Annotated in this window: 22 protein-coding genes; 2 read left to right on the top strand and 20 right to left on the bottom strand. The window is 38.2% G+C overall.

Annotated features, from left to right (window positions below; genetic code table 11):
• Positions 1–56: 56 nt before the first annotated feature.
• The 13 genes from rsmA to GL301_RS00900 all read right to left on the bottom strand — a co-directional run bounded on the left by rsmA (position 57) and on the right by GL301_RS00900 (position 18,696).
• Positions 57–944, bottom strand: a complete 888-nt coding sequence (rsmA, locus tag GL301_RS00960) for a 16S rRNA (adenine(1518)-N(6)/adenine(1519)-N(6))-dimethyltransferase RsmA (protein WP_003731190.1) — start codon at positions 942–944, stop codon at positions 57–59.
• Complete coding sequence (gene rnmV / locus GL301_RS00955) at positions 937–1,512, bottom strand: ribonuclease M5 (protein WP_003725504.1); 576 nt, start codon at positions 1,510–1,512, stop codon at positions 937–939. The genes rsmA and rnmV overlap by 8 nt, the downstream gene beginning before the upstream one ends.
• A 101-nt stretch (positions 1,513–1,613) precedes the next feature.
• The gene (locus GL301_RS00950) at positions 1,614–2,840 is read right to left on the bottom strand and encodes a resuscitation-promoting factor (protein ID WP_003743473.1); all 1,227 of its coding nucleotides are present in this window, start codon (positions 2,838–2,840) and stop codon (positions 1,614–1,616) included.
• A gap of 291 nt (positions 2,841–3,131) precedes the next feature.
• Positions 3,132–3,905 carry a TatD family hydrolase gene (locus GL301_RS00945; protein WP_014929155.1) on the bottom strand — a complete coding sequence of 258 codons (774 nt, stop codon included), beginning with the start codon at positions 3,903–3,905 and terminating at the stop codon, positions 3,132–3,134.
• A gap of 96 nt (positions 3,906–4,001) precedes the next feature.
• The gene (locus tag GL301_RS00940) at positions 4,002–5,663 is read right to left on the bottom strand and encodes a glycoside hydrolase family 13 protein (protein WP_003725501.1); all 1,662 of its coding nucleotides are present in this window, start codon (positions 5,661–5,663) and stop codon (positions 4,002–4,004) included.
• A gap of 3 nt (positions 5,664–5,666) precedes the next feature.
• The gene (locus GL301_RS00935) at positions 5,667–7,958 is read right to left on the bottom strand and encodes a glycoside hydrolase family 31 protein (RefSeq protein ID WP_070298331.1); all 2,292 of its coding nucleotides are present in this window, start codon (positions 7,956–7,958) and stop codon (positions 5,667–5,669) included.
• A 2-nt stretch (positions 7,959–7,960) separates the two neighbouring features.
• Complete coding sequence (locus GL301_RS00930; RefSeq protein WP_010958685.1) at positions 7,961–11,263, bottom strand: glycoside hydrolase family 31 protein; 3,303 nt, start codon at positions 11,261–11,263, stop codon at positions 7,961–7,963.
• Between the two features lie 82 nt (positions 11,264–11,345).
• Positions 11,346–12,602: an ABC transporter substrate-binding protein gene (locus tag GL301_RS00925; RefSeq protein ID WP_003725498.1), complete on the bottom strand. Its 1,257-nt coding sequence runs from the start codon at positions 12,600–12,602 to the stop codon at positions 11,346–11,348.
• Between the two features lie 27 nt (positions 12,603–12,629).
• The gene (locus tag GL301_RS00920; RefSeq protein WP_003728178.1) at positions 12,630–13,478 is read right to left on the bottom strand and encodes a carbohydrate ABC transporter permease; all 849 of its coding nucleotides are present in this window, start codon (positions 13,476–13,478) and stop codon (positions 12,630–12,632) included.
• On the bottom strand, positions 13,478–14,356 hold the full coding sequence (locus tag GL301_RS00915; protein WP_003722709.1) for a carbohydrate ABC transporter permease: 879 nt from the start codon (positions 14,354–14,356) through the stop codon (positions 13,478–13,480). Before GL301_RS00915 ends, GL301_RS00920 begins: the two co-directional genes overlap by 1 nt.
• A 35-nt stretch (positions 14,357–14,391) precedes the next feature.
• A complete protein-coding gene (locus tag GL301_RS00910; RefSeq protein ID WP_003725496.1) occupies positions 14,392–15,606 on the bottom strand; it encodes an ROK family transcriptional regulator in 1,215 nt (404 codons plus the stop codon).
• 163 nt (positions 15,607–15,769) lie between these two features.
• Complete coding sequence (gene metG / locus GL301_RS00905) at positions 15,770–17,770, bottom strand: methionine--tRNA ligase (RefSeq protein ID WP_255306832.1); 2,001 nt, start codon at positions 17,768–17,770, stop codon at positions 15,770–15,772.
• Positions 17,771–17,835: 65 nt separating this feature from the next.
• Complete coding sequence (locus GL301_RS00900) at positions 17,836–18,696, bottom strand: GRP family sugar transporter (RefSeq protein WP_010958683.1); 861 nt, start codon at positions 18,694–18,696, stop codon at positions 17,836–17,838.
• 277 nt (positions 18,697–18,973) lie between these two features.
• Here GL301_RS00900 and GL301_RS00895 point away from each other — a divergent pair, with 277 nt between their 5' ends.
• Positions 18,974–20,239, top strand: coding sequence for a MucBP domain-containing protein (locus tag GL301_RS00895; RefSeq protein WP_010958682.1), 1,266 nt, complete (start codon positions 18,974–18,976; stop codon positions 20,237–20,239).
• Between the two features lie 147 nt (positions 20,240–20,386).
• Here the strand turns inward: GL301_RS00895 and GL301_RS00890 are convergent, their stop codons facing one another.
• Together GL301_RS00890 and GL301_RS00885 are read right to left on the bottom strand one after the other, a co-directional pair.
• Positions 20,387–21,655, bottom strand: a complete 1,269-nt coding sequence (locus tag GL301_RS00890) for a DUF1214 domain-containing protein (RefSeq protein WP_074384928.1) — start codon at positions 21,653–21,655, stop codon at positions 20,387–20,389.
• A 61-nt stretch (positions 21,656–21,716) separates the two neighbouring features.
• Positions 21,717–22,574 carry a GRP family sugar transporter gene (locus tag GL301_RS00885; protein ID WP_010958680.1) on the bottom strand — a complete coding sequence of 286 codons (858 nt, stop codon included), beginning with the start codon at positions 22,572–22,574 and terminating at the stop codon, positions 21,717–21,719.
• Positions 22,575–22,687: 113 nt separating this feature from the next.
• Between GL301_RS00885 and GL301_RS00880 the strand changes: the two genes are divergently transcribed.
• Complete coding sequence (locus tag GL301_RS00880) at positions 22,688–22,972, top strand: AbrB/MazE/SpoVT family DNA-binding domain-containing protein (RefSeq protein ID WP_003725491.1); 285 nt, start codon at positions 22,688–22,690, stop codon at positions 22,970–22,972.
• A 44-nt stretch (positions 22,973–23,016) separates the two neighbouring features.
• Here GL301_RS00880 and rsmI read toward each other — a convergent pair whose 3' ends face one another.
• From rsmI to GL301_RS00855, 5 genes are read right to left on the bottom strand one after another with little or no spacing between them, the layout of a single operon-like run.
• Positions 23,017–23,898 carry a 16S rRNA (cytidine(1402)-2'-O)-methyltransferase gene (gene rsmI / locus GL301_RS00875; protein WP_003728184.1) on the bottom strand — a complete coding sequence of 294 codons (882 nt, stop codon included), beginning with the start codon at positions 23,896–23,898 and terminating at the stop codon, positions 23,017–23,019.
• The gene (locus GL301_RS00870; RefSeq protein WP_003725489.1) at positions 23,895–24,164 is read right to left on the bottom strand and encodes a GIY-YIG nuclease family protein; all 270 of its coding nucleotides are present in this window, start codon (positions 24,162–24,164) and stop codon (positions 23,895–23,897) included. Before GL301_RS00870 ends, rsmI begins: the two co-directional genes overlap by 4 nt.
• Positions 24,148–24,900: a tRNA1(Val) (adenine(37)-N6)-methyltransferase gene (locus tag GL301_RS00865; protein WP_003728185.1), complete on the bottom strand. Its 753-nt coding sequence runs from the start codon at positions 24,898–24,900 to the stop codon at positions 24,148–24,150. The genes GL301_RS00870 and GL301_RS00865 overlap by 17 nt, the downstream gene beginning before the upstream one ends.
• A 57-nt stretch (positions 24,901–24,957) precedes the next feature.
• Positions 24,958–25,347 (bottom strand): DNA replication initiation control protein YabA, encoded by a 390-nt coding sequence (yabA, locus tag GL301_RS00860; RefSeq protein ID WP_070298329.1) that lies wholly within the window; start codon positions 25,345–25,347, stop codon positions 24,958–24,960.
• A gap of 10 nt (positions 25,348–25,357) precedes the next feature.
• The gene (locus GL301_RS00855; protein WP_003725486.1) at positions 25,358–26,191 is read right to left on the bottom strand and encodes a PSP1 domain-containing protein; all 834 of its coding nucleotides are present in this window, start codon (positions 26,189–26,191) and stop codon (positions 25,358–25,360) included.
• Between the last annotated feature and the right edge of the window lie 4 nt (positions 26,192–26,195).

Genomic DNA, 26,195 nt, shown 5'->3' with positions numbered 1-26,195 from the left:
TTTTAACAGTTGGAAGGGCTAACTGTCAACTAAGAAAGCGCTTTTTTTGAAAAAAATTATTTTTCCTTTAAAAAATCACCTAAAAAGTTGCTTAATTTAGCAAATTCCGGAATATCCAACGTTTCTCCGCGACGGATTAAGTCTATCCCAATAGCATTTAGACCTTCTACCAACTCGTCTTTGCGTGGTTTTAAAGCCGGGAATTTTGAAGCTAAATTATTCCAAAGCGTTTTTCTTCTCTGAGCAAACGAAGCTCTTGTTACTTCAAAGAAAAATTCTTCGTCGTTTACTTCAGCTAATGGTTCTTTGCGACGCTTCAGATGAATTACTGCGGAATCAACATTCGGTTGCGGCATGAAGACAGTTTTTGGCACGATAAAGGCTAGTTCTGCTTCCATGTAAAATTGGATAGCGATTGTTAGGCTTCCGTAGCTTTTCGTGCTTGGAACTGCGCTTATCCGGTCCGCAACTTCCTTTTGGAGCATAAACGTCATCGAATCTGCCGGAATATTGTCATGGAGTAATTTTAAAATAATCGGTGTAGTTACGTAATACGGAAGGTTGGCTACGATTTTCAGTGGTAGATCTGGCTTCGCGAATTGCTCTGCGATAACTTCCTCCACATCTGCTTTTAGCACGTCTCCGTGGACCACTTGGATATTATTGTATGCACTTAGCGTATCGTCAAGAATTGGCAGTAAACGTTGATCAATTTCAAAAGCAACTACTTCGTTCGCCGTTTTTGCTAATTGTTCTGTTAGCGCGCCGATACCTGGTCCGATTTCGATGACATTTGTTTCTTTTGTTATTTCGGCTGTATCTGTAATCCGTGTCAAAATGTTACTGTCGATTAAAAAGTTTTGACCCAGACTTTTTTTAAATAAGAAACCATACTTCTTTAGGATTTCTGTCGTTCTTCCGGGAGTTGCAATATCTTTACTCATTTTCTTCCTCCTGCATAATCTTTTGGCACGCGGCTACTAACTGGTCTTCACTGATTGCAAATGATTCTAGTCTGGTTTGCAGTTGTTTTCCGTTTGTATAGCCAATTTTTAGTATATTACCGATTTTTTCTCGGCGTTCTTTCGCTCCCGCTCCTCCAAGAAGACCGAGATGAATAAGAATATCTTTGGAGATAAATTGTTTTTCTGCAGGCGTCCCACTTGTATGGAAGTTTTCGAGTGCTTCCCGAATATTAGCGCTACTGGCATGTTCCACTCCAAGGCCACGACCTGCTTTTGGCAAAGCGTCTTGGCGATTGATAAAAGCGTGTTTACAGCCAGGTACCGCTGAGTCAATTTGTTTTCGGATTTTTTCACCGGGAAAATCTGGATCTGTAAAAATAATAACGCCGCGAAGTTCTTGTGCATGTCTAATCTTTTCTATTGTTTCTTGTGAAAGGGCAGATCCATTAGTCTCAATGGTATCAGCAATAACTGAACGATTAATTGCCGTTGTATCGTCCCGTCCTTCTACGACTATAAATTCATGTATTACAGGCTTCCCGTTCATAATTACTACATCCTTTTTTATAAAATAAGTAAATATATCATACCACATTTTGGACAAAGAAAAAACGAGGCCCTATGAGTCAGCCTCGTTTTTATACGAATTTAGTTTAACACTTTGACAGTCACCATTCTTCTACCCCATGAATAGCACTGACTTTCATTTGGGAAATACACGTCAACGATATTTCCTTTGATAGCGCCGCCAGTATCTCCAGCGATTGCTTCTCCGTATCCCTCAACCCAAACTTTAGAGCCAAGTGGAATAATTCGTGGATCAACCGCAATTACTTTTAGTCCAGGGTTGGCACTTAGGTTGATACCATAAGCTGTAGTACCGCCACCTGAATATGCAGTAGATTCCATTCTGTATGTTTTACCACCTGATGGAGTTGATGATGATGATGACGATGATGATGACGTTGTACTTGGAGTAGATACGTTAGAAACTGGTGTTGCTACCACTTTTTCTTTCGTGCCACGTACAACTACTTTATCAGTTTTTTTAGAAGTGACATTTTCTTTAATGACATCACGTTTTTTCTCTTTGCCATTTTCAAATGTTACTTTATACTCAACAACTTTTTCGCCGTTTTTACCTTCTTGAACGACTTTTTCAACGCCTTTGTTTAGGCTATCGTCTTCTTTATATACTGTTTCGAATTTAACTTGTTCATTTTTCTTTTCTGCTTTTGAATTGACATATGTAACTTCTACAGTCATTTTTTCTTTTAAGTTACTGTCTTTTGCAGGTGACACACGGTCATCTTGATCAAGTTTAATATTTTTCTCAGCTAGTAAATCACTAACTTTTGTTTTTGTTGTCCATACTGTATCTTTTTTTGCTCCGTTTTGTAAGGAAAGTTGAATGGCACGATTAATGTTAACTTCAAGGCCATTTTTCAATTTAGTATCTAATGCTACGTTTAATACATCTTGCGGACGAGTTGTAATATTTTCATCTTTAAGCAAGTCTGCTACGTTTGCTTTTGTGCTCCAAACGTCTTTTTTAGTACCATTATCATTTATTGTAATTTGACGAGCTGGCAAATATTTAATTTCCATGCCGTCTTTGATTTCTGCATTTTTGCCTGGCGCAATTTCATCGCGTTCACTTACTTTAATACCTGCTTCGTCTAATGCTTCTGAAACAGTTTTCGCATGTGTTCTTGATTCAATTTTTTCACCAGCGTTTACTATAGTGATATCGTTTTTAGTTCCTTCGAAAACGAAATAAAAAACCAATGCTACTACAATAACAAATCCTGCAATCATGATTGGTAATTTCCATTTTGATGATTGGGCTACGTTACTGCTGTTTTCCATGGTCATGTATTTCTCCCCTTTCTACTTCGCTAGTGATTATATACAGGGGAGGGAAGAACTGTCAATTTTTTATACAGATTGTTCACACCTTCGCAAACTTTAACAAAAAACGTTGATATAGAGCCGTTTTTAAAAATATTATTCTTTTAAAGTGTCAAATGTAACAGAAATGTGTCATTTTTCTACATCTCTGGTCGTAGGCATAAAATAAGGGTTTTTGTCCCAGTCATCATTTTTATCTCCGTGAAGCTTAAGATTGGGTTACAGACTGGCCCTTATATTACAATTGTGTTACAATCAATCTTTTATTTTAAATAGTTTTTTTGCGTTTTCTGTTGAGTGCGTAGCGATTTCACTATATTTCATTTCTTTCAGTTCTGCAATTTTTTCGGCAACTAACTTGACGTATCCGGGTTCATTTCTTTTTCCGCGATTTGGGGTTGGAGCGAGATACGGCGCGTCAGTTTCAATTAATAAACGGTCAATTGGTATAGCTTGAGCTGCAATTTTTGGTAATTTTGCGTTTTTAAAAGTGACTGTTCCTCCGAATGAAATGTAAAAATTCATCGCTAGACATGCTTCCATTACTTCGACAGTTTCACCAAAGCAATGCATAATTCCACCTACTTCTTCAGCGTGCTCTTCTTGCAAAATACGAACAACATCTTCTGTTGCTTCGCGGTTGTGAATAACTATCGGTAAATTCACTTCTTTCGCTAAACGGATTTGTTTTCTAAAAACCTCAAATTGCGTTTCTTTTGGCGAAGTATCCCAGTGATAATCTAAGCCCATTTCGCCTAAAGCAACTACTTTCGGGTGTGTAAGTGCTAAATCGCGGAGCCATTCTAAATCTTCATCTGTGAAGGTAATAGCGTCTGTGGGATGCCAGCCGACGATTAATGAGATAAAATCATATTTCTCGGCTAATTCAAGCGCTCGGTCAATTGTTTCTTTATTAAAGCCCACCACGGCCATGCGAGTCACATCATTTTCCTTCGCGCGTTTTATTACTTCTTCTATATCATCATCAAAAGCCTCGTCATTGAGGTGTACATGCGTATCAAATAGCAAGAGAATTCCTCCTAATAAAATCATTTCCTTCTATTATACTATAATTTTTGATGCATACAAAAAAAGCCACCTAGCAATTGGTGGCTTTCCTGAGATTTACTTGATTTGATAAACGATTGCTTCGTAAGGTCGTAAAGTTCCTTCTATAATATTAGGAACATTGTTTACAAGCACGGAACCTTTTTGGATTTCGTTCAAAATGTTTTCATCAGAAATAACTTGTTCTTCTTCTGTGAAATTACATAAAACCACTAATTTTTCATTTTCTGTGTAGCGTTCATATGCGAAAATCGCTTCATCTTTAGGTAATAACAAACGATAATTACCAGTTGTGATGATTTCAGTCGTTTTTCGTAACTTAATAAGATTTTGGTAGTAGTAGAAAATGGAATCTGGGTTTTTCAGCGCTTCTTCGTTGTTGATTTCTGTATAGCGCGGGTTGACTTTAAGCCAAGGCGTTCCGGTTGTGAAGCCAGCATTCTCGCTATTATCCCACTGGTACGGCGTTCTCGCATTGTCACGGCCTTTTGTGTAAATCGACTGCATGATGCTTTCGTGGCTGTGCCCTTGCTCTTTGCGTTCTTTGTACATGTTTAGCGTTTCGATATCACGGTAATCATCTAGCGTTTCAAAATGAACATTCGTCATCCCAATTTCTTCACCTTGATAAATATATGGCGTTCCTTTCATCATATGCAAACAAGTTGCAAGCATTTTCGCTGAACGAACACGGAAACGATTGTCATTCCCAAAACGAGAAACGATACGCGGTTGGTCATGATTATTCCAATATAAGCTATTCCAACCGTTTTCTTGAAGCGCCACTTGCCATTCAGACATATTTTCTTTTAAATCTGGTAAGTAGATTGGTTTTAGATCCCATTTATTGTCGCCATCGGAATCTAAGTTCATATGTTCAAATGTAAAAATCATATCGACTTCATTATTTGCTGGATTCGTGTAAATTTGCGCGTCGGTTGTACTAGCACCAGGCATTTCGCCAACAGTCATCACATCGTATTTAGAAGTAACTTCTTGGTTCATTTCTTGCAAGAACTCATGAATCCGCGGTCCATTACAAAAATCATTGCCAGCATCGCCATAAATTTGACCATCTGGTACTGGACCATCTGGGAAATCAGTATTTTTGGAAATAAAATTAATTACATCCATGCGGAAGCCATCAATGCCTTTATCTAGCCAGAATTTCATCATATTATATACATCTTGGCGTAATTTAGGGTTTTCCCAGTTTAAATCAGGTTGTTTTTTGGAGAATAGGTGTAAATAGTACTCACCTGTTTTTTCGTCCAATTCCCATGCTGGACCGCTGAAAATCGAGCCCCAGTTATTGATTTCGTTTTCCTCGCGCCAGAAATAGTAATCTCTGTACGGGTTGTCTTTGGATTTTCTGGATTCCTCAAACCACTTGTGTTCATCAGAAGTATGGTTAACAACAAGATCCATTACAAGTTTCATTTCGCGGTCGTGTAAACCTTGAAGTAATTGATCAAAAGTCGCCATATCTCCATACTCTTCGTAAATTTTTTGATAATCGCGAATATCGTAACCATTGTCATCTTGAGGCGAATCGTATACTGGGGACAACCAGATAACGTCCACACCTAGCTCTTTTAAATAATCTAATTTCTCGATAATTCCTTGAATATCACCAACTCCATCACCATTTGAATCATTAAAACTCTTTGGATAGATTTGGTAAACTACGCTTTTTTTCCACCAATCTTTTTCTTTCATTGATTAAATTCCCGCCCTTGTAATTTTGTCTGTTTTTTCTCCAAAAACTTGTATAGTAGTTACTTTATGTTGCAAGTTTGCTTCACCTTGATGGGTAGCATTTATTAGTACTTCGCCATTTGTGAAAGTAGCTGTGAGTGTTGTTTTGGATGCTGCGCCGCTTTCATAATGGTAACTTTTACCATCATCATTATACACATAACCGCTTGCTACGTCGCCATCTAAGTAAACTTCTAATGTCAAATCTTGCGTCTCTTTTGTATTTTGAACGCTGCTACCAACTGGCAGAATTGTCCCCGCTTTAATGTAAATTGGCATGGTATCAATCGGCGCGTCTGCGATAATATAGTCGCCGCCCACGAACTGCTCTTTTGTCCAATAATTAAACCAAAGCCCTCTTGGCAAACGAACTAGACGCTTCACTTGGCCTTCACGAACGATTGGCGCAACGAGGATATTTTCACCTAGCATAAATTGATCATTCACTTGAATTAAATCGCGTTCATCTTTAAACTCCATATAAAGCGGCCGAACGAGCGGTAAACCACTCTCTGCCGTTTTTTGGAATTCTGTATAAATATACGGTAAAAAGGCATAGCGCAATTCAATATATTGTTTCACAATTTTCTCTGCATCCGCGCCAAACGCCCATGGCTCTTGGTAAATACTATCTTGTACACAGTGATTTCTGAAATATGGTAAAAAAGCCCCAGCTTGCGTCCAACGAATCAACATTTCTTTCGTACAATCTGAAGAAAACCCACCAACATCAGCACCGGTAAACGCAACGCCCGATAATCCTAAATTCATAATCATCGGCAGCGACATCTCCAAATGCTCCCAGTGACTACGATTATCTCCTGTCCAAACCGCCGAATAACGCTGAACACCCGCATAACCAGCACGAGTGAGTGAAAATGGACGTTCATTTGGCACAAGCCGTTTTAACCCTTCAAAAGTAGCTTTACTCATATACAATCCATATAAATTATGCGCTTCTTTATGGGTTACATTTTTCCCGTCCAGATTATGCACAACATCTAAATCCATCGTTTTACTTTCATTGAATACAGACGGCTCATTCATATCATTCCAAATCCCGCGTATACCTAAATCTGTGTAAAATTTGTGTAAACCGCCCCACCAATGTTGAACAGTTGTACTTAGAAAATCAGGGAAAGCACTGACACCCGGCCAAACATCCCCATAATAAATCGAACCTTCTAATTTAGTGCAGAAATAATTATGTTTGATCCCCTCTTGATAAACAGAATAATCAACATCTTTTTTAATTCCCGGATCGACAATTGGTACAACGTCAATATTTTGTTCCCGAAGACGCGCAATCAATTCTGGTCCATTTGGAAAAGTATCCGGGTTAAAAGTGAATACGCGGAAATCATCCATGTAATGTATATCCATGAATACACAGTCAAGCGGAATCTCTTTTTCTTTAAAAGTATTCGCAATCCGTTCCACTTCTTCTTCCGAGGTGTAGCTATACCTTGATTGATGATAACCTAATGACCATTTTGGTGGAAGTGGTGTTTTACCAGTTAAATCAGTGTAATTCGCGACAACTTCTTTCGTGTCCTCACCAAAAATAACATATAAATTCGCTTGTCCACCTTCTGCTAAAATCGTATACATTTCTTCAAAACTTTGGAAATCAAATTCTGTACGATGCGAATTATCATAAAATAAGCCATAGGTTGTTTCCGCAGTATCCGCAATCATGAAAGGAATGGACTGGTATAACTCCACTGTATCTTTATTATGTGGACTGTATACATCCGTGTTCCACATACTAATAATCGAGCCAGCTTTATTCAAGGCACCCGTTTTTTCACCTAAACCAAAAATCGCGGTTCCTGGTTCGCTTTGAATCGAAATTTGGTGTTCTTTATCGCGATTAATTGCCAATCCTTCTGTTTGGAAAATACGCTTCCCAGCTTGTTTCATAATAATTTGGAAAGGATTTTTACAAATAATAATCTCTTTATCCTCAAAATGAAGCTCATAGCCGTCCGTTGTTTCTGTAAATTTAGCCGCTTGTTTTTCCGTATCGTGAATCGCAGCAATCGAAGGCGTTAAATCCACTTCTCCAAATGGGTTCACCGTCACGCGAGCAATTTTTTCATTAACAAAATAGCAACTGAACTGACCGATATCAAGTGTGCCAGTCAGGCAATTATTCGCCCAACTAGCCATTTTCACTTGATTTACTTTTCTTTCGAAAGCTGTTTTTTGTTTTACATTAGATGGTAGAATCGCAAAACTTGTGGAAGCATCCATCATTATCTCCCTTTCTTTATTTGTACTTTTTTGGTCGTGCCGATTACTTCAACTTCATATGCCGGTGTGTTTGTTTGAACAGAAACAACTACTTCGTCCGCATTTTCCGTTACTTTTACTAGCCATTTTTCGGATAAGTGATCCGTCATTTCTTCTGTGAAATCACCGTCCACATAAATTTTAAGTAGTGGTGTATCGTATTCTTCCACTGTGTTGCCAACCCATGAGCCGAGTTTCAATGTAGCGTCCACATTACATAGCACTGCTTTTCCACCACGAATGAAAACTGGAATTTCTTCTTTATCCGCTTTGCATTTTCGTAAAGTTGGTCCGTTCACTTTTGTTCCATTCCAGAAATCATACCAAGTTCCTTCTGGCAGATAAACTTCTCTGGAGCGCACGCCGTCTTCAATTACTGGTGCGATCAGCATTGCTTCTCCGAATAAGTATTGGTCATACATATCAGAAACACGCGGATCTTCTTTATAGTCCAGCAGAAGCGCACGCATCATCGGCAAACCAGTTTCAACACATTTTAATGATTCATTATAAATATAAGGTAAAATATTCATTCTAACATTCGCAAAATGGCGGTAAATAGGGATGACCGAGTCGTCACCAGTCCGTGAAGCAATATTCCACGGTGTCCGGTCTTGATTAAATTCCGCTTTACTTTCAGCATGATACTGCATAATCGGGCAGAAAGTAGCCATTTCAGCAGAACGAATGAATAGCTCAGCCGTCGGAATATCGCCGTTAAAACCTGCAAAGTCAAAACTCCAAAACGGAATTCCCGAAAATCCAGCGGAAAGTCCAGCAATGAGCGATCTTCTAAATGCATCAAAAGTGGAACGTTCGTCTCCAGCCCAGTGCGCCGGGAAGTTTTGCGCGCCAGTGTAGCCAGCACGACTAAATGTCATGCCATCATTTTGTTGCGCAAATTGGTAGTAAGCTTCCACATAGTCATTTGGATAAAGATTACGCATTTCATCACCACGTCTACCATCAGCAAATTGCAAACCTTCACCAAAGACGAATTCGCCGCCGTCTGTTTTAAAGCCATCGACCCCAATATCAATTAAGTATTGTCGTTTGTCAAACCACCATTTTTTTCCTTCTTCATTGGAGAAATCCATAATCAAGCTTTCTGTGAACCAATTTTCTGGAATACGGTATGGCGAGCCATCCGGATTTTTCACTACATAGCCTTTTTCAATCATATAGGCTTCTTCGCGGTCTTTTAGTGGGTGTTGTTGGCGATTTAAGTATTTTTGAATCGGAATTTGCCAAAGAATTAACTTCATTTTGTTGTCATGGATATAGTCAACCATCCCTTTTGGATCTGGCCATCTACCCCATGAAGGGAATCTAATTTCATCGTAATTATATGCTTCAGATGGGGCTTTTTCGTCATATTCGGCGTCATTGAACATATAATAAGTCGCTTCATCGCTCCATTGTTCTAACACGACAACGGTTGATGGGATTTGCAATTCTTGCGTTGTTTCCACTTCTGTTCGAACGACAGATTCACGGTCCCAGTTGTTACTAGACATCCACGGCCCAAGCGCCCAAACTGGCACCATCGCCGGTTTCCCAGTTTTCTTCATATAATTTGCTACTGCACTACGAATATCTCCCATTAAAAGACAAATATCTGTGTCACAGCCATTTATTTCTACTGTAATTGTATGCTTGTCCGCTAGTTGGTTACCTAAATCAAAACTTGTGTAACGAGCGGTATCAACGAACACACTATAATCACGATTCGTATGATAAAACGGCATCGGGATGTAGGTTCTTGTTCCTTGATCACGGTATTGATTATAAACAAAACAATCAAGCACATTCCCGCGCTGACCTAATGCATTGTATCGTTCACCGAAGCCGTAATACTCTTCTTCTTTCGGAGCATCTAAATGCAGTTTCACTTTGTTGATTGCGCCAGTCTTATCTGTATACCACTGTAACGCTGGGTAAATTTTATGCGATTCTAGAATTAAGTTGCCTTTAAAATGTACTTCGAGACGCACTGGATTGTTTGAAACGATAATCTCTAAATCATCTTTTTTCAATTGGCCGGATGATTTTGTTTTAACATTGCTCGCTTCAAATGAAGGTTTTAATCCGATTACAAGTTCATCTGATTTCGCGGTGAACTCGACCGGGATGATACTTGATGGATTTTCTTTAAATAAAACCATTAAGCCTTGCTCTGTTTCACAAACTGCCGCTTCCTCTGACCAGTGTTTCCAAATTGGTTCGACTGTATAATCATCTGATGTCAAAGTGGTTTGGTCTTTCATTGTTGCCCGGAAATAATACGTATACTCGCCAACTTCTTCTAACGGTGGAACGAGCGCTTCCCAGATTTGGACATCATTTTTTTCTTTCTTCTCACATAGAATGGTCCAGTCTTTCTCTTTTAAGACGAGTTCGACTTGGATTGGTTCGACTTCAGAAATAACTTCACACGCAGCCGAAAAATGCATTTCTGTTTCGGGATAATGTGGCGTGCGTTCAGTTAACTGTTGCTCATAGCGATTTTCATGCCCAAAAGGATCGTGTGAAATATGCGCTGTCACTTCACTTTCCATCGCCCGGAATGCTTGGTTAATTTCAATAAAAATCGCGCCAAGTTCGTCATTATCTTCCATCTTCATTGCCATATTCAAATAGTGTAAAGCTTTATCTTGGTCACTTTTTTCTAAGAAATATAGCGCCATTAGAGCCGTTGCAAAGGAATTAACTCTTGGTGCTCCTGAATAAGGCAATACCCCATCATCTTGCACTAATTGTTGTTCCATTTTGCCAACAGCCGCCACCATTACAAGATCTTCAGGCGAAAATAGACCAAACGGAAGCACGGATAAAAGCTGGTCGGTTGACACTTTCCGCGTGTTAAAACCAGTAAGAATGCTATCGCCTTTTAATAAATTATCAAAACAATAGTCGCGGATAATTGTAATCGTTTGTTGTAACTCCGGTTTTGGAAAAGTGTTTTTCACATCTAATAATGCAGAGTATACACTTGAAATAGTTGCTAAATAAATATCATTTTCAGCTGAACCCCAAATAGACTTTTCAGGACGATTCCAGTTTTCAACTAAAAATGCAATTACTGGCTCTACTTCTTCTCTATCATAATGATTGATTTTACTGCTAAGCCATAGCCAAGAAGCGGTTTCAAGGACTGAATCAGTTGTAAAGTTAGGTTTTGTTTCCAGCAGGATTGGTTTGATTTTTTCGTTTTTTCCTTCTATTAAATGCAAGTAACCCTGCATTAATTTTGTGAATTTAGACATGTTCTATTTCCTTTCTTGGATATACTAAAGTGGCAGTCTAATTTGTAAAGATACTTACAAACGTCCCTGCCACTCGTTTTACTTATTTAAATCCCATTGTTTTGTTGATGTTGTCTTCGCTGTTTTTCAGTGCTTTTTCTGGAGTAGAATCGCCATTTAATACTTTTTCGAATTCAGAGTTTGTATAATCACTGATTTTGTTCCAATCTTTTACAACTGGAGGTAATACCATATATTGTAGAGATTCGAATACTGCTTCTCTGTTATCTGGAGGAGTTGCATCTAAATATGGTTGTAAAATCTCTTTGTTTTCAGTCGCTGGAAGTTCCCAGTTATTATCAATTCTGATTTTCGCTGCTTCTTCGTTCGCGCTCATGAAGGAAGCGAATTTGAAAGCTGCTTCTTTTTTATCGGAGTCTTTAGAAACACCAATGCCGTTTGCGAAGAAGTGAGTTGCTTTTTGCGTGTTTCCTGCTTCTACTTGTACATCCCATTTGAACGGAGCATCTTGGAACATATCGAACAACCAAATACCGGTGTGAAGCATTGCGATTTGACCATTCATAAATAAATCTTCTGGTAATTGGCCAGATAAATCAGCTGGTGAAGGCGCCACTTTTGAATCTGTTACTTCATTTGTTAAGTGAGTTAATGCTGCCACATTTTCAGGACTGTTGATAGTTGTTTTCGTTAAGTCTTCGTTGAAAATCGAACCACCATTTTGCGCTGCTACTTTGTAGAATTCGTTCATTGTTACTGGTTGGGAAGTTCCCCAAACTTTATTTTTAGCATCTGTTAATTTTTTTGCTGCCGCTTCTTCGTCTTTCCAAGTCCAGTCAGCTGTCGGATATTCAACGCCGGCTTTATCAAAAAGGTCTTTATTGTAAATTGTTACAACGTTGGAGAAACTTTCTACCATACCGTATTGTTTGCCATCATATTTGAAAGCATCGTAGGCTTGTTTGTTAAGTGTAGATGGATCAAAATCTTTATCTTTTTCGATATAGCTTGTTAAATCTGCAAGTACACCTTTTTCAGCATATTGCATGAATGTTTCGTAGTTAAGTTCAAAGGCATCCGGAGCATCTCCACCTGCGATTTGTGTTTGTAGTTTAGTGAAATAGTCGTTAAATGCGATTGTTTGAACGTTCACTTTAATATCCGGGTTTTGCTTTTCAAATTCTTTTACCATTTCATCAAGTGCTTTTCCATCAGCTGGTGCAGAGAATTGATAATACGTTATTTCTGTTTTATCGCCACTACTACTGCCACCGCCGCAAGCCGAAAGACCAAATACAGACAGTACAACTACCATTAACAATAATAAACCTTTTTTCATTTGTAACACTCCTTTTTTGTTGGTTTTTTATTCTTTCATTCCGCTCATTGCCATTCCTTGGATGAAATATTTTTGAGCAAAAAGGTACACTGCTAGAATCGGGATAACACTAATTAGTACACCCGCCATCATTAAGCCATAATTCGTTCCATATCTACCTTGTAAAAGAGATAATCCTAAAGGTAAAGTTGCCATTTCTTGTGAACTTGTCACGATTAATGGCCATAAATAACTGTTCCAAGATTGCATAAAAGTTAAAATTCCGAGTGTCGCAAAAGTAGGTTTTGCAAGTGGTAAGATAACTTTTCGGAAAATAGTAAAATGATTGGCACCGTCCATGAATGCAGCTTCTTCTAGCTCTTTCGGAATTCCCATGAATGCTTGACGTAATAAGAATGTCCCAAAAACGCTGAATAGTGCGGGTACAATCAAACCAGCATACGAATCCAACCAGCCAAATTGTTTCATCAAGATAAACTGCGGAATCATTGTAACTTGAGCTGGCACCATCATTGTTGCTAAGTAAAGTAAAAATAATTTATCGCGACCCCAGAAAGGAATTCTGGCAAAAGCATACGCTGCCATTGAACAAAACAGCATTTGACCAAGTGTCGTTACAACTGCAACGACCACGGAGTTAACTAAAAATCGCAACATTGGGAACATTTCAAATACTTGAGTGAAGTTCGCAGTTGTCGGTTCTTTAGGAATAAATTGCGGCGGTAATACCATGTTCGCTGCGCCTGTTTTGAATGCAGTTGATACCATCCAAACAAACGGCATAAGCATGATAATTCCACCAAGACAGATGATTGTATAGGTAAGAATATTTTTAAATAGTTGCCATTTTGGTGAACCACTTTTTTCTGTTTTCATTAGTAATTGGACCACCTTTTTTGAAGTTTATTTTGAATAATTGTAATGATGAAAATAACAATAAACAATATCCAACTCATCGCGGAAGCATAGCCCATTTCGAAGTATCTAAATGCATGGTTGTAAATATTTTGGACTAGGGTCATTGTCGCTCCACTTGGACCACCTTCTGTCATAATCATCACTTGGTCAAACACCTGGAATGAGTTGATAAGCGAAATTATCGTCACAAAGAATGTAGTAGGAGTAAGAAGCGGGATAGTAATAGAGAATAATTGGCGAAGTTTTGATGCTCCGTCCATATTGGCAGCTTCGTAATACGATGGTGAAATATTTTGCAATCCACCAAGGAATAGTACCATAACGAAACCAATATCTTTCCACGCACTAGTAATAATAACTGCAATCATCGCCGTTTGTGGATCTGTTAACCAGTTGGGCCCTGCAATACCAATTAAAGATAAGAAGTAATTGATCAAACCGTATGAAGGATTGAACAGCCATTTCCAAACGAGTGAAACAGCTACCCATGAAGTGATTACGGGTAAGAAGTACACTGCTCGGAAAAATGGTCTTAGTTTGATTTTTTGGTTCAACATCAAGGCACACGCTAGGCCAAGAATCATTACACTAGGCAAATAACCGATGATGAACGTGATTGTATTTCTAAACGATTTCCAAAACTCTGGGTCATTAAATAGCCTTTTGTAATTTTCAAATCCAGTAAAGTGAATAGTACTCACTAAGTCCCAATCGGTAAAACTAATACCAAGCGAGCCAAGGATTGGGATTGCAATAAAAATGAGAAAACCTAGTAAATTGGGTAGCAAGAATATGCATAGCCAAAAGAGTGTTTTCTTTCTAGTCATACCAACCATGTAAAAATAACCTCCTGAAATAGTTTATGTTCTTTTTAACGTAGTAACGTTTGTTCTTCTTCATAGATTGGCACTTGGAATAATTGGTGAATGACTAGTAAAGCCGCACCTTGTAACCATGCAGGATCCTCTAAAGAAGTTGTAGTAATTTCCGTTTCAAAGCCAGCCCCTGAAAAAAAGTTTTGTGAAGCAATTTCATCAATTTTAGTTAAGAATAAGTCTCTATGGTGCAAGCCTTCACCGACAATGATAACTTTTTCCGGATTGAAGGTATTAATAATATTTCGAATCCCGTATCCTAAATATTCACCCATTTTACCCATAAGTTCCGTCGCCATTTCGTCTCCAGCTCGAGCACTTTTTGCTACTTTATCAAAATGAAAATCCTTTAATTCTGATGTTGGATAAGCTTCTTTTAATTCTTCGCCACGATTTCGGAAATAAAATTCGGATGCGTACATTTCTAAGCATCCTTTTTGACCACAGTGACATTTGTATCCGCCCGGTTGAATCGTTGTATGTCCAAATTCACCGGCTCCACCCTGTGCACCATAATAAATTTGACGATTAATAACAACGGATAAACCAAGTCCAGCTCCAACGGAAACTGTTGCAAAATTATTTGATTGTTTTCCTTCACCTAACCATAGTTCCGCGAGTGTGTAGCAGTTTATATTTTTATCTACGTACACTGGAATATCTGGGAAGTAAGCATGTAGCATTGCTTCTAAAGCGACATTTTCCCACCCTAACATAGTAGAGCGGATAACTGTTCCTTTTCTACGATTAACTAGGCCGGAAATCGCAATTCCAACTCCTAGCAAATGGTTCATATCTCTGTTTTCACACATCTTTTTCACATTTTTAGCAATTAACTCAATCGCTTCTTCTGGTTTTTTCTCTGAGGAAAATGGTATAGAAGTATTTTCCATGATTTCTGCATTTAAATCGGTCAACGCAAAAAGAAGTTGTTCCTCTTCAACTTTGACACTAACAACAAATCCATAATCTTTATTAAATCTAACTAACTTGGCACGTCTGCCTCCAGTAGATGATGTTTCGGCACCTTCCAAAATAATGCCTTCTTGCTGTAAATCATCTAAAATATACGTTAATGTAGACATCCCAAAATCGCATTTTTTGGCTATCTCAGTCCGCGTGATTTCTCCTTTTTCACGGATTAAATTCAGCACGGTGTAGCGGTTTATGTCTTTAATTAAGTCTTTATTCCCTTTTCTTAAGATATCCATTTTCAAGCTCCTTTACTTCTGTCCGACCACTTACTTCGTTCAATGAATTAAGTAAGTATAGTTACATTATATTGTAATCGTTTGCAATATGCAATCTTTTTTTTAAAGTTTTTTTAGGCGAAAAAAAGGAGCCCTAACTCAAATGAATTAGGACTCGTTTTTACTATTTTACTTTTGCACCATTTGGAAGTGCGCTACTTGCTTCGATTACACTTAGCTTACCATCTTTTTCGCCTGAGAGTATCATTCCTTCACTCATTAGTCCGCGAAGTTTTACAGGTTTTAAGTTAGAAACGACGATAACTTTTTTGCCGATTAGTTCTTCTGGTTGATAGAATTCTGCAATGCCTGAAAGCACTTGGCGCAGTTTTCCTTCCCCTAAGTCTAATTGGAAACAAAGAAGTTTATCTGCTTTTTTCACTTTATCTACTTGTTTTACTTCTGCAACACGAAGATCGATTTTATCGAAATCTTCAATGCCGATTTGCGGTGTTTCAAGTGCTTCAACTTCCGCCGCTTCTTTGGCAGGAGCTGGCGCAGAGCCTTTCATTTCATCTTGGATATAAGTAACTTCTACTTCTGCCTCAAGTCTTGGGAAAATTGGCGTACCTTTTTTCACCACTGTTGTGCCAGCTGGAATTTCACCGTATCCATAGATGCTATCCCATTTTTTCAAGTTTTCTTCTTGTAAACCTAGTTGTAAGAAGATTTCGCCTGGAGTTCTTGTTAAGAATGGTTGCAAAAGTACTGCGATAATACGTAAGTTTTCTGCTAAATGAGTCATTACGCTCGCAAGTTCTGTGCGTTTATCTTCGTCTTTGGCAAGTGTCCATGGAGCGGTTTCATCGATATATTTATTTGTACGAGAAATTAGTGACCACAGTTGGTTTAAAGCTACAGAGAATTGCATGTGATCCATGCTACCTTCATATTCCTTCACCACATTGTTTTTGAAATCCACTAAGGTTTGATCGAATTCTGTTACATTGCCTTGATAAGCCGGAATTTCGCCATCAAAGTACTTATTAATCATTGCTACTGTACGATTAAGTAAGTTTCCTAAATCGTTGGCAAGATCAAAGTTCACACGATCAACAAAGTCTTCCGGTGTAAATAAACCATCTGAACCAAATGGAACTTCGCGTAATAAGTAATAACGAAGCGCATCTAGGCCGTAGCGGTCAATCAGCATATAAGGATCTACTACATTCCCTTTGGATTTAGACATTTTACCATCTTTCATTAGAATCCAGCCGTGGCCGAACACCATTTTTGGAAGTGGTAAGTCTAGTGCCATCAGCATAATTGGCCAATAAATCGTGTGGAAACGAACGATTTCTTTCCCAACGATTTGTACATCAGCAGGCCAGTATTTTTGGAATTTCGTGTCATTGTCCGTATTATACCCAAGCGCAGTAATATAGTTAGAAAGCGCGTCAATCCATACATAAACAACGTGTTTTGGATTGCCAGGAACTTTAATACCCCAATCAAAAGTTGTTCTAGATACAGCTAAATCTTCCAAACCAGGTTTGATGAAATTATTAATCATTTCATTTTTTCTAGATTCAGGAAGGATAAATTCTGGATGGGAATTATAATATTCTACTAAACGGTCCGCATATTTGCTCATACGGAAGAAGTAGGATTCTTCTTTCACTAGTTCGACTTCATTGCCACTTGGGGCTTTTCCGCCGATTACTTTACCATTTTCATCTTTATATACTTCTTCTAACTGTGTTTCTGTAAAGTATTCTTCATCAGAAACAGAGTACCAACCTTCGTATTCACCTAAGTAAATGTCGCCTTGTTCTAAAAGTTGTTCAAAGATTTTTTCAACCGATGTTTTATGACGGTCTTGTGTTGTACGAATAAAATCCGTATTAGAAATTTCTAGTTTTTTCCAAAGTTCTTGGAAACCTTCTGCGATTTCATCCACGTATTCTTGTTCAGAAATTCCGCGTTCTTTCGCTTTTGCTTGGATTTTTTGACCGTGCTCATCTGTTCCAGTTAAGTAAAACACATCATATCCTTTTAAGCGTTTATAACGAGCCATCGCGTCCCCCGCAACAGTCGTATAAGCATGGCCGATATGCGCTTTTCCGCTTGGATAATAGATTGGTGTGGTAATATAAAACGTATTTTTCTCTTCAGGCAACACAATTCCCTCCTTAAAAATAAAACAATTAGTATCATTATATCATTTTTCGCGCTAAACGAAATAATTAATTAAGCACCTTTTGCAACGCCGATTAAAATCCCGCCGAGAACGACTAAAACTACGCCCACAATAACAAAAAACATTTCTTTTTGTGTTTTCTTTTCTTTTAAAAGTACGATTCCGCCAATAGTTGAGATAACAACTCCGAGTTGCGAAAGTGAAAAACCAGTCGCAACGCCAACAAGTTGGTTAGCGTGAACCATCGCAACGTTCCCAGCCGCCCAGATTATCCCTGGAATAGTAAGTAAGAGTGTTCGTTTATTGAAACGTTTTTCCGTACCACCGCTATGCGTCATAATTAGCGCACTTAAAACCATCCCAACCGCTTGCGGCAAGATCGCGTTAATTCCATCGATTTTGAAACCTTGAATTAGAACGACTAAGCCAACATAACCACAAGCAGATATGAATAATGTGATTAAACCTTGTTTTAATGCGTTAGTTCCATCTTCTTCTTTTTCAGCATAGGATGTTAAGAAAATCCCGCCAACAATTAGTGCAAGTGCAATAAAACCTAAAATAATCCGAAGTGTCGTATCCCATTCATGAAATAAGATTACCCCACAAAGTGTTGTTCCGACTAATTGCATCCCTGTAGAAATCGGCATTGCTTTTGAAACACCGATAATTTTGAATGCTTGCAGTTGGAACATTTGACCCACAGTCCATAAACACCCTGTTATAAAACTAATTCCTACTGTTTTAAGCGTATAAACTGGGTCAGTAAAGAAGAAAACGATTACCGCAAAAGTGAGTGCCCCTAGTGTCATTCCCATCGTTTGTTGTCTTGTTGAACCGCCAAATTTTGTAATAATTAGCGGTACTGTTCCCCAGAGTAATGCAGGAATCAGCGCAATCATAATGTTCAAATCGTTTTCCTCCTTGTTAATCCTTTAATTTAGTTTTCAATTACTTCATTATAGCTGAAATAACAAGAAGATGGTAGAGGTTTTCTGAGTAAAAGTACTTAATAGCGCTAACTGTTAAAGTTTAAATTAACGATTTACCTTTTTATGATTCTCATTAGTCATTATTTCGACAAAATATACCATATTAATGCTACTAGAATTAAACTAACGCCCCAAAATCGAGTGCTATACTTTAATTACATTAAATTCCAATTCAAGGAAAGAGGTTATTTAAATAATGTTTAATAAGAAAAAAACTATCGCTAGCCTTATAGTTTTAAGTTCTCTAGCTAGTCAAATAGCACTTACACCTATTGCTGCACTTGCGGATACTCACGATACAAATAATATTGCATTACTACAAAATACCAATGAGAATGTCCCATATAAATACACATCCACTCTTACATTTCCAACTTTAACGAATCAAACCCAGGAAGACTATAAACTGGAAATAAAATTAGCCCTACCAACTGGCATGAACTATACGGGCTTGCAGGTTTCTGTTGGTGGGGAAGACATTACAAACCAAGTTGGGACAACTAGCTTTGACAATTCCACTAACACTGTTACTTTTAAATTCGACAAAGTAACAAGTTGGGATAGTTTATCCAAAGCAAAAGTAAAGTTCGACTGGAAAACTTCTTATTCAGGTGAAGGCGGGGAAGCAAAAATCGATTCTTTAGTTGCGACCGCAACAGCTACAAGCGAAGACAAAGCTGGTAACAAATCTACCTCTACTGGCTCTTTAAAACCAAAAGATATTAGCGCACCAGTTGTCAAAGCAGATAAAACAGAGGTTACGTATAATCTTGGAAGCAACGTTACCGAAGAGCAATTTTTAACAGACATTAATGCTAGCGTTACTGATAATTATGACTCCACTATTAGTCTTACAAGCAATTTTACTTCCATAGTTAATCTAGCAGTGAGTGGTGATTACTCGGTCAATGTTCAAGCAACCGATAAAGCTGGCAACGTCTCAAATACTGTAAATGTCACCGTTCATGTAGCAACTCCGGCACCTGTAGCCGGAGCGAACATAACGGTCAACTATCTTGATAGCGATGGAAATAAACTCGCAGAATCAGACACATTGACGGGAACTATCGATAGTAATTACCAATCTACAAGTAAAAAAATTAGCGGGTACACTCTAGAAACCACACCAAAAAATGCAACTGGTACTTTCACTGATACCCCGCAAACCGTTGATTATATTTATAAAAAAGATACCGTTACCCCAACACCTATAGTTGATCCGGTCAATCCAGTTGACCCGGTTGACCCAGTAAATCCGGTTGATCCAGTTGACCCTGTAGTAAATAAACCAGTCATTGTGACACCAAATACGGATCAAGTTACTACTAGTAATTCAGTAGAAAAAACAACTTATAATTCTTTACCGAAAACGGGTGATACAGATCAAAGTACAGCAACAACTATTTTCGGAGCATTGCTTCTTTTAATCAGCGCCCCATTACTTTTATTTAAAAAGAAATAACTAAAATCACCTCGTAAAATTTTTACGAGGTGATTTAAAAATAGTCCTATTACAATACAAAAAGTGTAAGTGTTTTTATTTTTATATACAAGAAAGCTAAGTATGTTACCACCCAAAATTGGTAATTGCATACTTAGCTTTTTAGGTTTATTTTATAACTTCCAGCGGTGGTAAGAATACTTTCCCTTCCAACACTTCTTTTTTCGGAACATATAGTCGGAAATTTAGTGAAAACTCTTTTCCAGCCTTGCTTGGTAGCCAGTTTCCCGGATCTACATCAGCTGGTTTTTCTGACGCAATGTAGAGCGTCAAGCTGCCATCTTCACTTAGTTTTGGACCTGAGTAATTATTGATGCGGAATTTGTTTAATTTATTTGGGATAACGTGGTAATCTGGAACACTGTATAAGGTAACGGACCAAAAAGCATCTGCCAGTTCTGATGGAAGTTCATCTGCCGGAAAATGGATTTTATAAACTTTATCGCCAGTTAATAACTCATTATCCGTACCTTTTTGACCGATGAAGTATAGTGCTTCTTGAATAGAATTCGCCCAAATACCGCCGTAATTAATGATTGCTCGCGCTAAAATATCATTTTCGAACGCGCCAGCTACGTAAGTAACAGACCATCCGCCTTTTTGTGTACCAAATCCTTTTGCACCATTTGTAAAATATGGAATGGCTTCTTTCACAATTAAGTTTCTTACTTCAGCTTTTTGCTCATCACCAAGCTCGATATAGGCTGCCACTTGTCTTGCTTTATCTTGGAATTCAGTTGCTCTTGGCATTTTATCTGGATAAGTTGCTAGTAGTTCTTCCAAATTGGAATAAATTTCTTCTAATAAGAACTCTGCATTAGTGAAATGTGGAATCTCAAGTGGTTCTTTGATTTTTATATTATCTGGTGCATCGAATTTGAATGCTTTTTGAAGTTTTACTGCACCTTCAGGATCGTCTTTTTGTTCTACGCGAAGAAGTACTTTTACTTTCTCTGATGGTAATTCGATTTTTACAGCGTCACTTGGAACGGAAGGATTTGTTCCTTTTTTAACGAAAGCAAATTTTCCATGTGGATGCTCTGGATAGTTACGTTCATTGATATTTGTTACCACTTCGCCCCAGCCGTCTAAAAGTTGCACAGTATAGTAGCGATTTTTAATTTCTGGTACTTCTAAAATAACGGCATTTTCGTCATCTACAGCTATCCAAGCTTCTGAATAAACCACATCAAAGTTCGGATTTACAAAATTTGCATCTGCTGGTGAAATCGAATTGTGCTTAAGTGTGTTATATGGAATTTTATCTTCTTTTGTATCAAAATTTTCTTGGCGTAAAACGAGATATCGCGATAATAAATAAACATAGGATTCTTTTACAACCTCAGCATTTACTTCTAAATTCGCATTCATTATCAGTATAACCACCTTTAATTTAGATTAATTTAAGTATAGCATTGTATCCTCTCGAAAGCTGTTCTTAGCTTTTTGCAATTCCAATCATCGTACCACCGATAATTACTAAGACAACCCCGATAATGACCAGAATAAGTTCTTTCTTGGTTTTCTTCTCTCCTAGGAAAAGGATTCCACCAATGGTCGAAATGACAACACCCATTTGTGAGAGCGAAAAACCTGTAGCGATTCCAACTAATTTATTTGAGAATAGTAGAGCCAAGTTACCAGTAGCCCACATCACCCCTGGAATCATATTTAACCAGGTTTGCTTTGTAAAACGTTTTTCTTCAGACTTAATAGAAAATAATAATCCTGCGACTACCATCCCAATTGCTTGAGGTAAAATCGCGTCCCACCCACTAATATCAAACCAACGAGTGATAACGACATATCCTACATAACCTACGGATGAAATAAGTAAAGTGATAATTCCTTTTTTCATATTTTGGCCGGAATTTTCGTCTTTATGTTGTTGATAACTTGTTAAGAAAATCCCGATAATAATTAATGCTAATGCGGAAAATCCTAATACTAATTTGGAAGTTGTACCCCATTCATGAAAAGCAAATACACCAAAAAGCGATGTACCTACTAACTGCATTCCTGTCGAAAGTGGCATTGTTTTTGATACGCCTACTTGTGTAAATGCCCGGAACTGATTCATTTGACCTAAGCTCCAAAATGCCCCTGAAATAAAACTAGCAATAATAATGGTTGTTGTATATTCTGGATTTGTAAAAATAAAAACTCCGATTGCGAAAGCTAGTGCGCCGAATGTTGTACCAATGATTTGCTGCCTCGGTTTACCGCCAATTTTTGAAACAACTAATGGCATAATCCCCCACATCACTGCCGGAATTAATGCGATAACTATGTTCATTTTTATTCCCCCTAATTCTTCTGCTTATGGTCTATACCCTTTTCCTCATGAAATCATTCCTATTCCCGTAATTATCTGTTAAAATGAATTAAAATTATCAAGAAGGTGAGAAAATGAAATCAACTGGAATGGTAAGAAAAATCGACGAACTTGGTCGTGTGGTTATACCGATTGAAATAAGAAGAACGATGAACCTAAATGTAAAAGACCCTTTAGAAATATTTACAGATGAAGATGCGATTGTATTGAAAAAGTATTCCGCTGGCTTGGTTTGTGACGTTACCGGAGAATTTTCTGTTGATAACAAGAAATTTGTGGACGGTAAATTGACACTCAGTAAAGAAGGGGCTGCGGAATTAATGGAAGAAATTAAACGCCGCTTTGGTGATACATTATAAAAAAAATCATGCGCGAGTTCCCATTAAAGGATTCGCGCATGATTTTATTTTATTTCATGATAAGCAGAGTAAACTTCTCGTTTTGGTAAATTTCTCGCTTTCATAACCGTTTTAATTGCATCTTTAGAACTAACATTTTCCTGTTCCATTACGGTGCTTACGTGCGTTTTAATATCGAGTTCTTGCCACCAGAGTTGCTCTTCTGCAAGCGGTGGATTGGCATTTCCTTCAATAATCAAGCAAAATTCTCCGCGAACTTCTTCGTCCATTGCCCAGTTTAACGCATCTTCAACCGTTCCACGTAAAAATTCTTCAAATCTTTTTGTGAGCTCTCGACACAAGACAATTTTCCGATCATTTCCAGTGATTTTGATGATTGCTTTTAGTGTTTCTTTTAAACGATGTGGTGATTCATATAAAATCCACGTTTCTTCGCGCGCCGCTAATTTTTCAATCGCTTGAGTACGTTCTTTGTTTTGGCGTGGAAGAAATCCGTAAAAGTAAAACGGCTGCGGGGCAAGACCAGATGCAATCAGTGCAGTTAATGCAGCATTGGCTCCTGGTAGAGGGATGACAGGAATATTAGCATTTAGCGCACTTTGAACAAGTTCGTATCCCGGGTCAGAAATAGATGGCATCCCCGCATCACTAACAAGCGCCACCACTTCACCGTCTAACATCCGCTGAATAATATTATCTTCTTTATTTTCCTTCGTAAACTGATGGTAGCTCGTCATTCGGGTTGTAATTTCAAAATGATTTAAAAGTTTCACGGTGTTCCGCGTATCTTCCGCTGCAATAATATCCGCTTCTTTAAGCATGCGAATTGCACGAAAAGTCATATCTTCTAAATTACCAATCGGCGTTGGCACTAAATATAATGCTCCTTGGCTGGCTCCACTGAAACTCTTTTGACTTTTTATCATTCGGACTCCTCCCGTTGTATTAAATAGGCGTCTTTATTTTTACGTGATAATTTTTTGAACGCAGCTTCTGCTTTTGTAGCTTCACTTCTTGTTTCGAATTTTTCAAAATGAATGACTTTTACCGGGCGACGTGTTTTTGTATATTTACATCTAATTCCCGCATTATGTTCCGCTTCTCGGCGAATAACATCTGTTGTATAGCCACCATAATAGGAATTGTCACTACATTTTAGCACATAAAAGAAATGTTCACTCGCTTTCGCCATATAAAATCTCCTTAATTACTGGTGTATATTCCCCTAGCTCATCATATACGATAACAGGTGGAACATATTTCACGCCAGGTTTCCCGTCTTTGATTCCTTCTACAAGTACCGTATTCGCTTCTCTATCTGAGCGCGGGTGCACGAATTGAATGCGTTTCGGTTCCAAGCGATATTTTCTCATTATATCAATGATGTCTAGTAATCGTTCCGGACGATGAACAAAATTCGCTTTTCCACCTTGTTTTAAAAGGCTTGCGGCTACACGAATAGTATCCTCTAGCGTACACATAACTTCATGGCGAGCAATCCGAAAATGTTCATTGGTATTTTTCAAACTTGTATCCGGGGTTGCAAAATAAGGTGGATTACAGGTAACAATGTCCGCGCGCTCTTTTGGAATAAGATCTGTAATTTTTTTCAAATCATATTCGATTATTTCGATTTGGTCTTCCAGTTGATTATAAGCAACACTTCTTTTCGCCATATCTGCCAGACGTTCTTGAATTTCAACACCAACTATTTTCGCTTTTGTTCGCGTACTAAGTAGTAAAGGAATAATCCCATTTCCGCTACACAAATCAATTATTTTCCCTTTACGGATTGGTAAATAACTAAATTTAGCGAGGAGAACCGCGTCTATAGAGAAAGAAAATACCGATGGGCTTTGAATAATCCGCAAATTTTCTGCTAGTAAATAATCTAGTCTTTCATCACCAATTAATTCGAGTTTTTCCAAATGATTCACCTTTTCTAGCAAAAAGCCCTTCTCTTGAATTGAGAAAGGCCCGTCATGTTATTTTTTATTGAGCAAGGATAAGCAAAATAAACAATCTTCATCATTACCACGCGGGCTGCCGAAATGTACATTGCAAACATGAAATCCTTCCTTGTAAAGTTGGACAAGATTGTCATAACCTTCCCCAAGTTCAATCATTTGCTGCATTGCTTCCTTACGATTAGGCGCCATCACACCGTGTTCCGCCTCTATTTCGGCTTTAGGTTCTGGTGTCGCTTCATCCGTCAAAGAAAGTCTGCGTCGCAAATGTTCGTTTTCAAGGTTTAATCGGTTATTTTCTTCCAACATTTCGCCTAAGTTTGTCTTTAGATCTCCAAGTTGCTGATACAATTCGCCAATTTGCTCCTCCATACTACTGACTGAGTCAAAAATAGCTTTTTTATCCAATTTTTTCACCTCAAGACTTTGCCGGTTGTTTTAGAAATTCGTTATATGGACGTAACTCATCCAACTCGTATTCTATAACCGTCTCTTCTTCGGGCAAACTCACTTGTAGGATTCTAGACAGCAAGTTGATTCCCGAAACACGTGCTTCTATGCCTTCTGGAGTTTTTACTTTTACACCAACATCTGGCATTTCACGTTTAGCTTGCTCATATTCATCGTTCTCATATTTCAAGCAACACATTAATCGTCCACATAAACCAGAAATTTTCGTTGGGTTAAGGGACAGGTTTTGGTCTTTCGCCATTTTGATGGAAACTGGTTCGAAATCACCTAAGAAAGTGGAGCAGCAGAGCATACGACCGCATGGGCCAATCCCACCGAGCAATTTCGCTTCATCACGTACACCAATTTGGCGAAGTTCGATGCGAGTCCGAAAAACAGATGCTAAATCTTTCACGAGCTCCCGGAAATCGACGCGACCTTCTGCGGTGAAATAAAAAATGATTTTATTACGGTCAAATGTGTAATCAACATCAACTAAACTCATTTCAAGTTCGCGCTCGCGGATCTTTTCATCACAAAGTAAAAAGGCTTTCTGACACGAGTCGCCATTCTCAGCAACGCATTTATAATCCGCTTCTGTTGCGATACGCAGTACTTTCTTAAGTGGTAAAACGACATCTTCTTCGTCCACGTAGCGCGGTTCAATGACTGTTTTACCAAATTCAATTCCTTGTGCATTTTCAACAATAACACCTTGGTTTTCTGTGATTTCCAGTTCGCCAGGTGAGAAATAATATATTTTACCAACGTCTTTAAAACGGACGCCTACAATTTTAAGCATAGCG

It is taken from the genome of Listeria sp. LM90SB2 (assembly GCF_028867355.1).
Classification (GTDB): Bacteria; Bacillota; Bacilli; order Lactobacillales; family Listeriaceae; genus Listeria; species Listeria monocytogenes_B.
The sequence above is the reverse complement of the archived record's forward strand: the minus strand, read 5'-3'. Positions and strand labels throughout refer to the sequence as shown.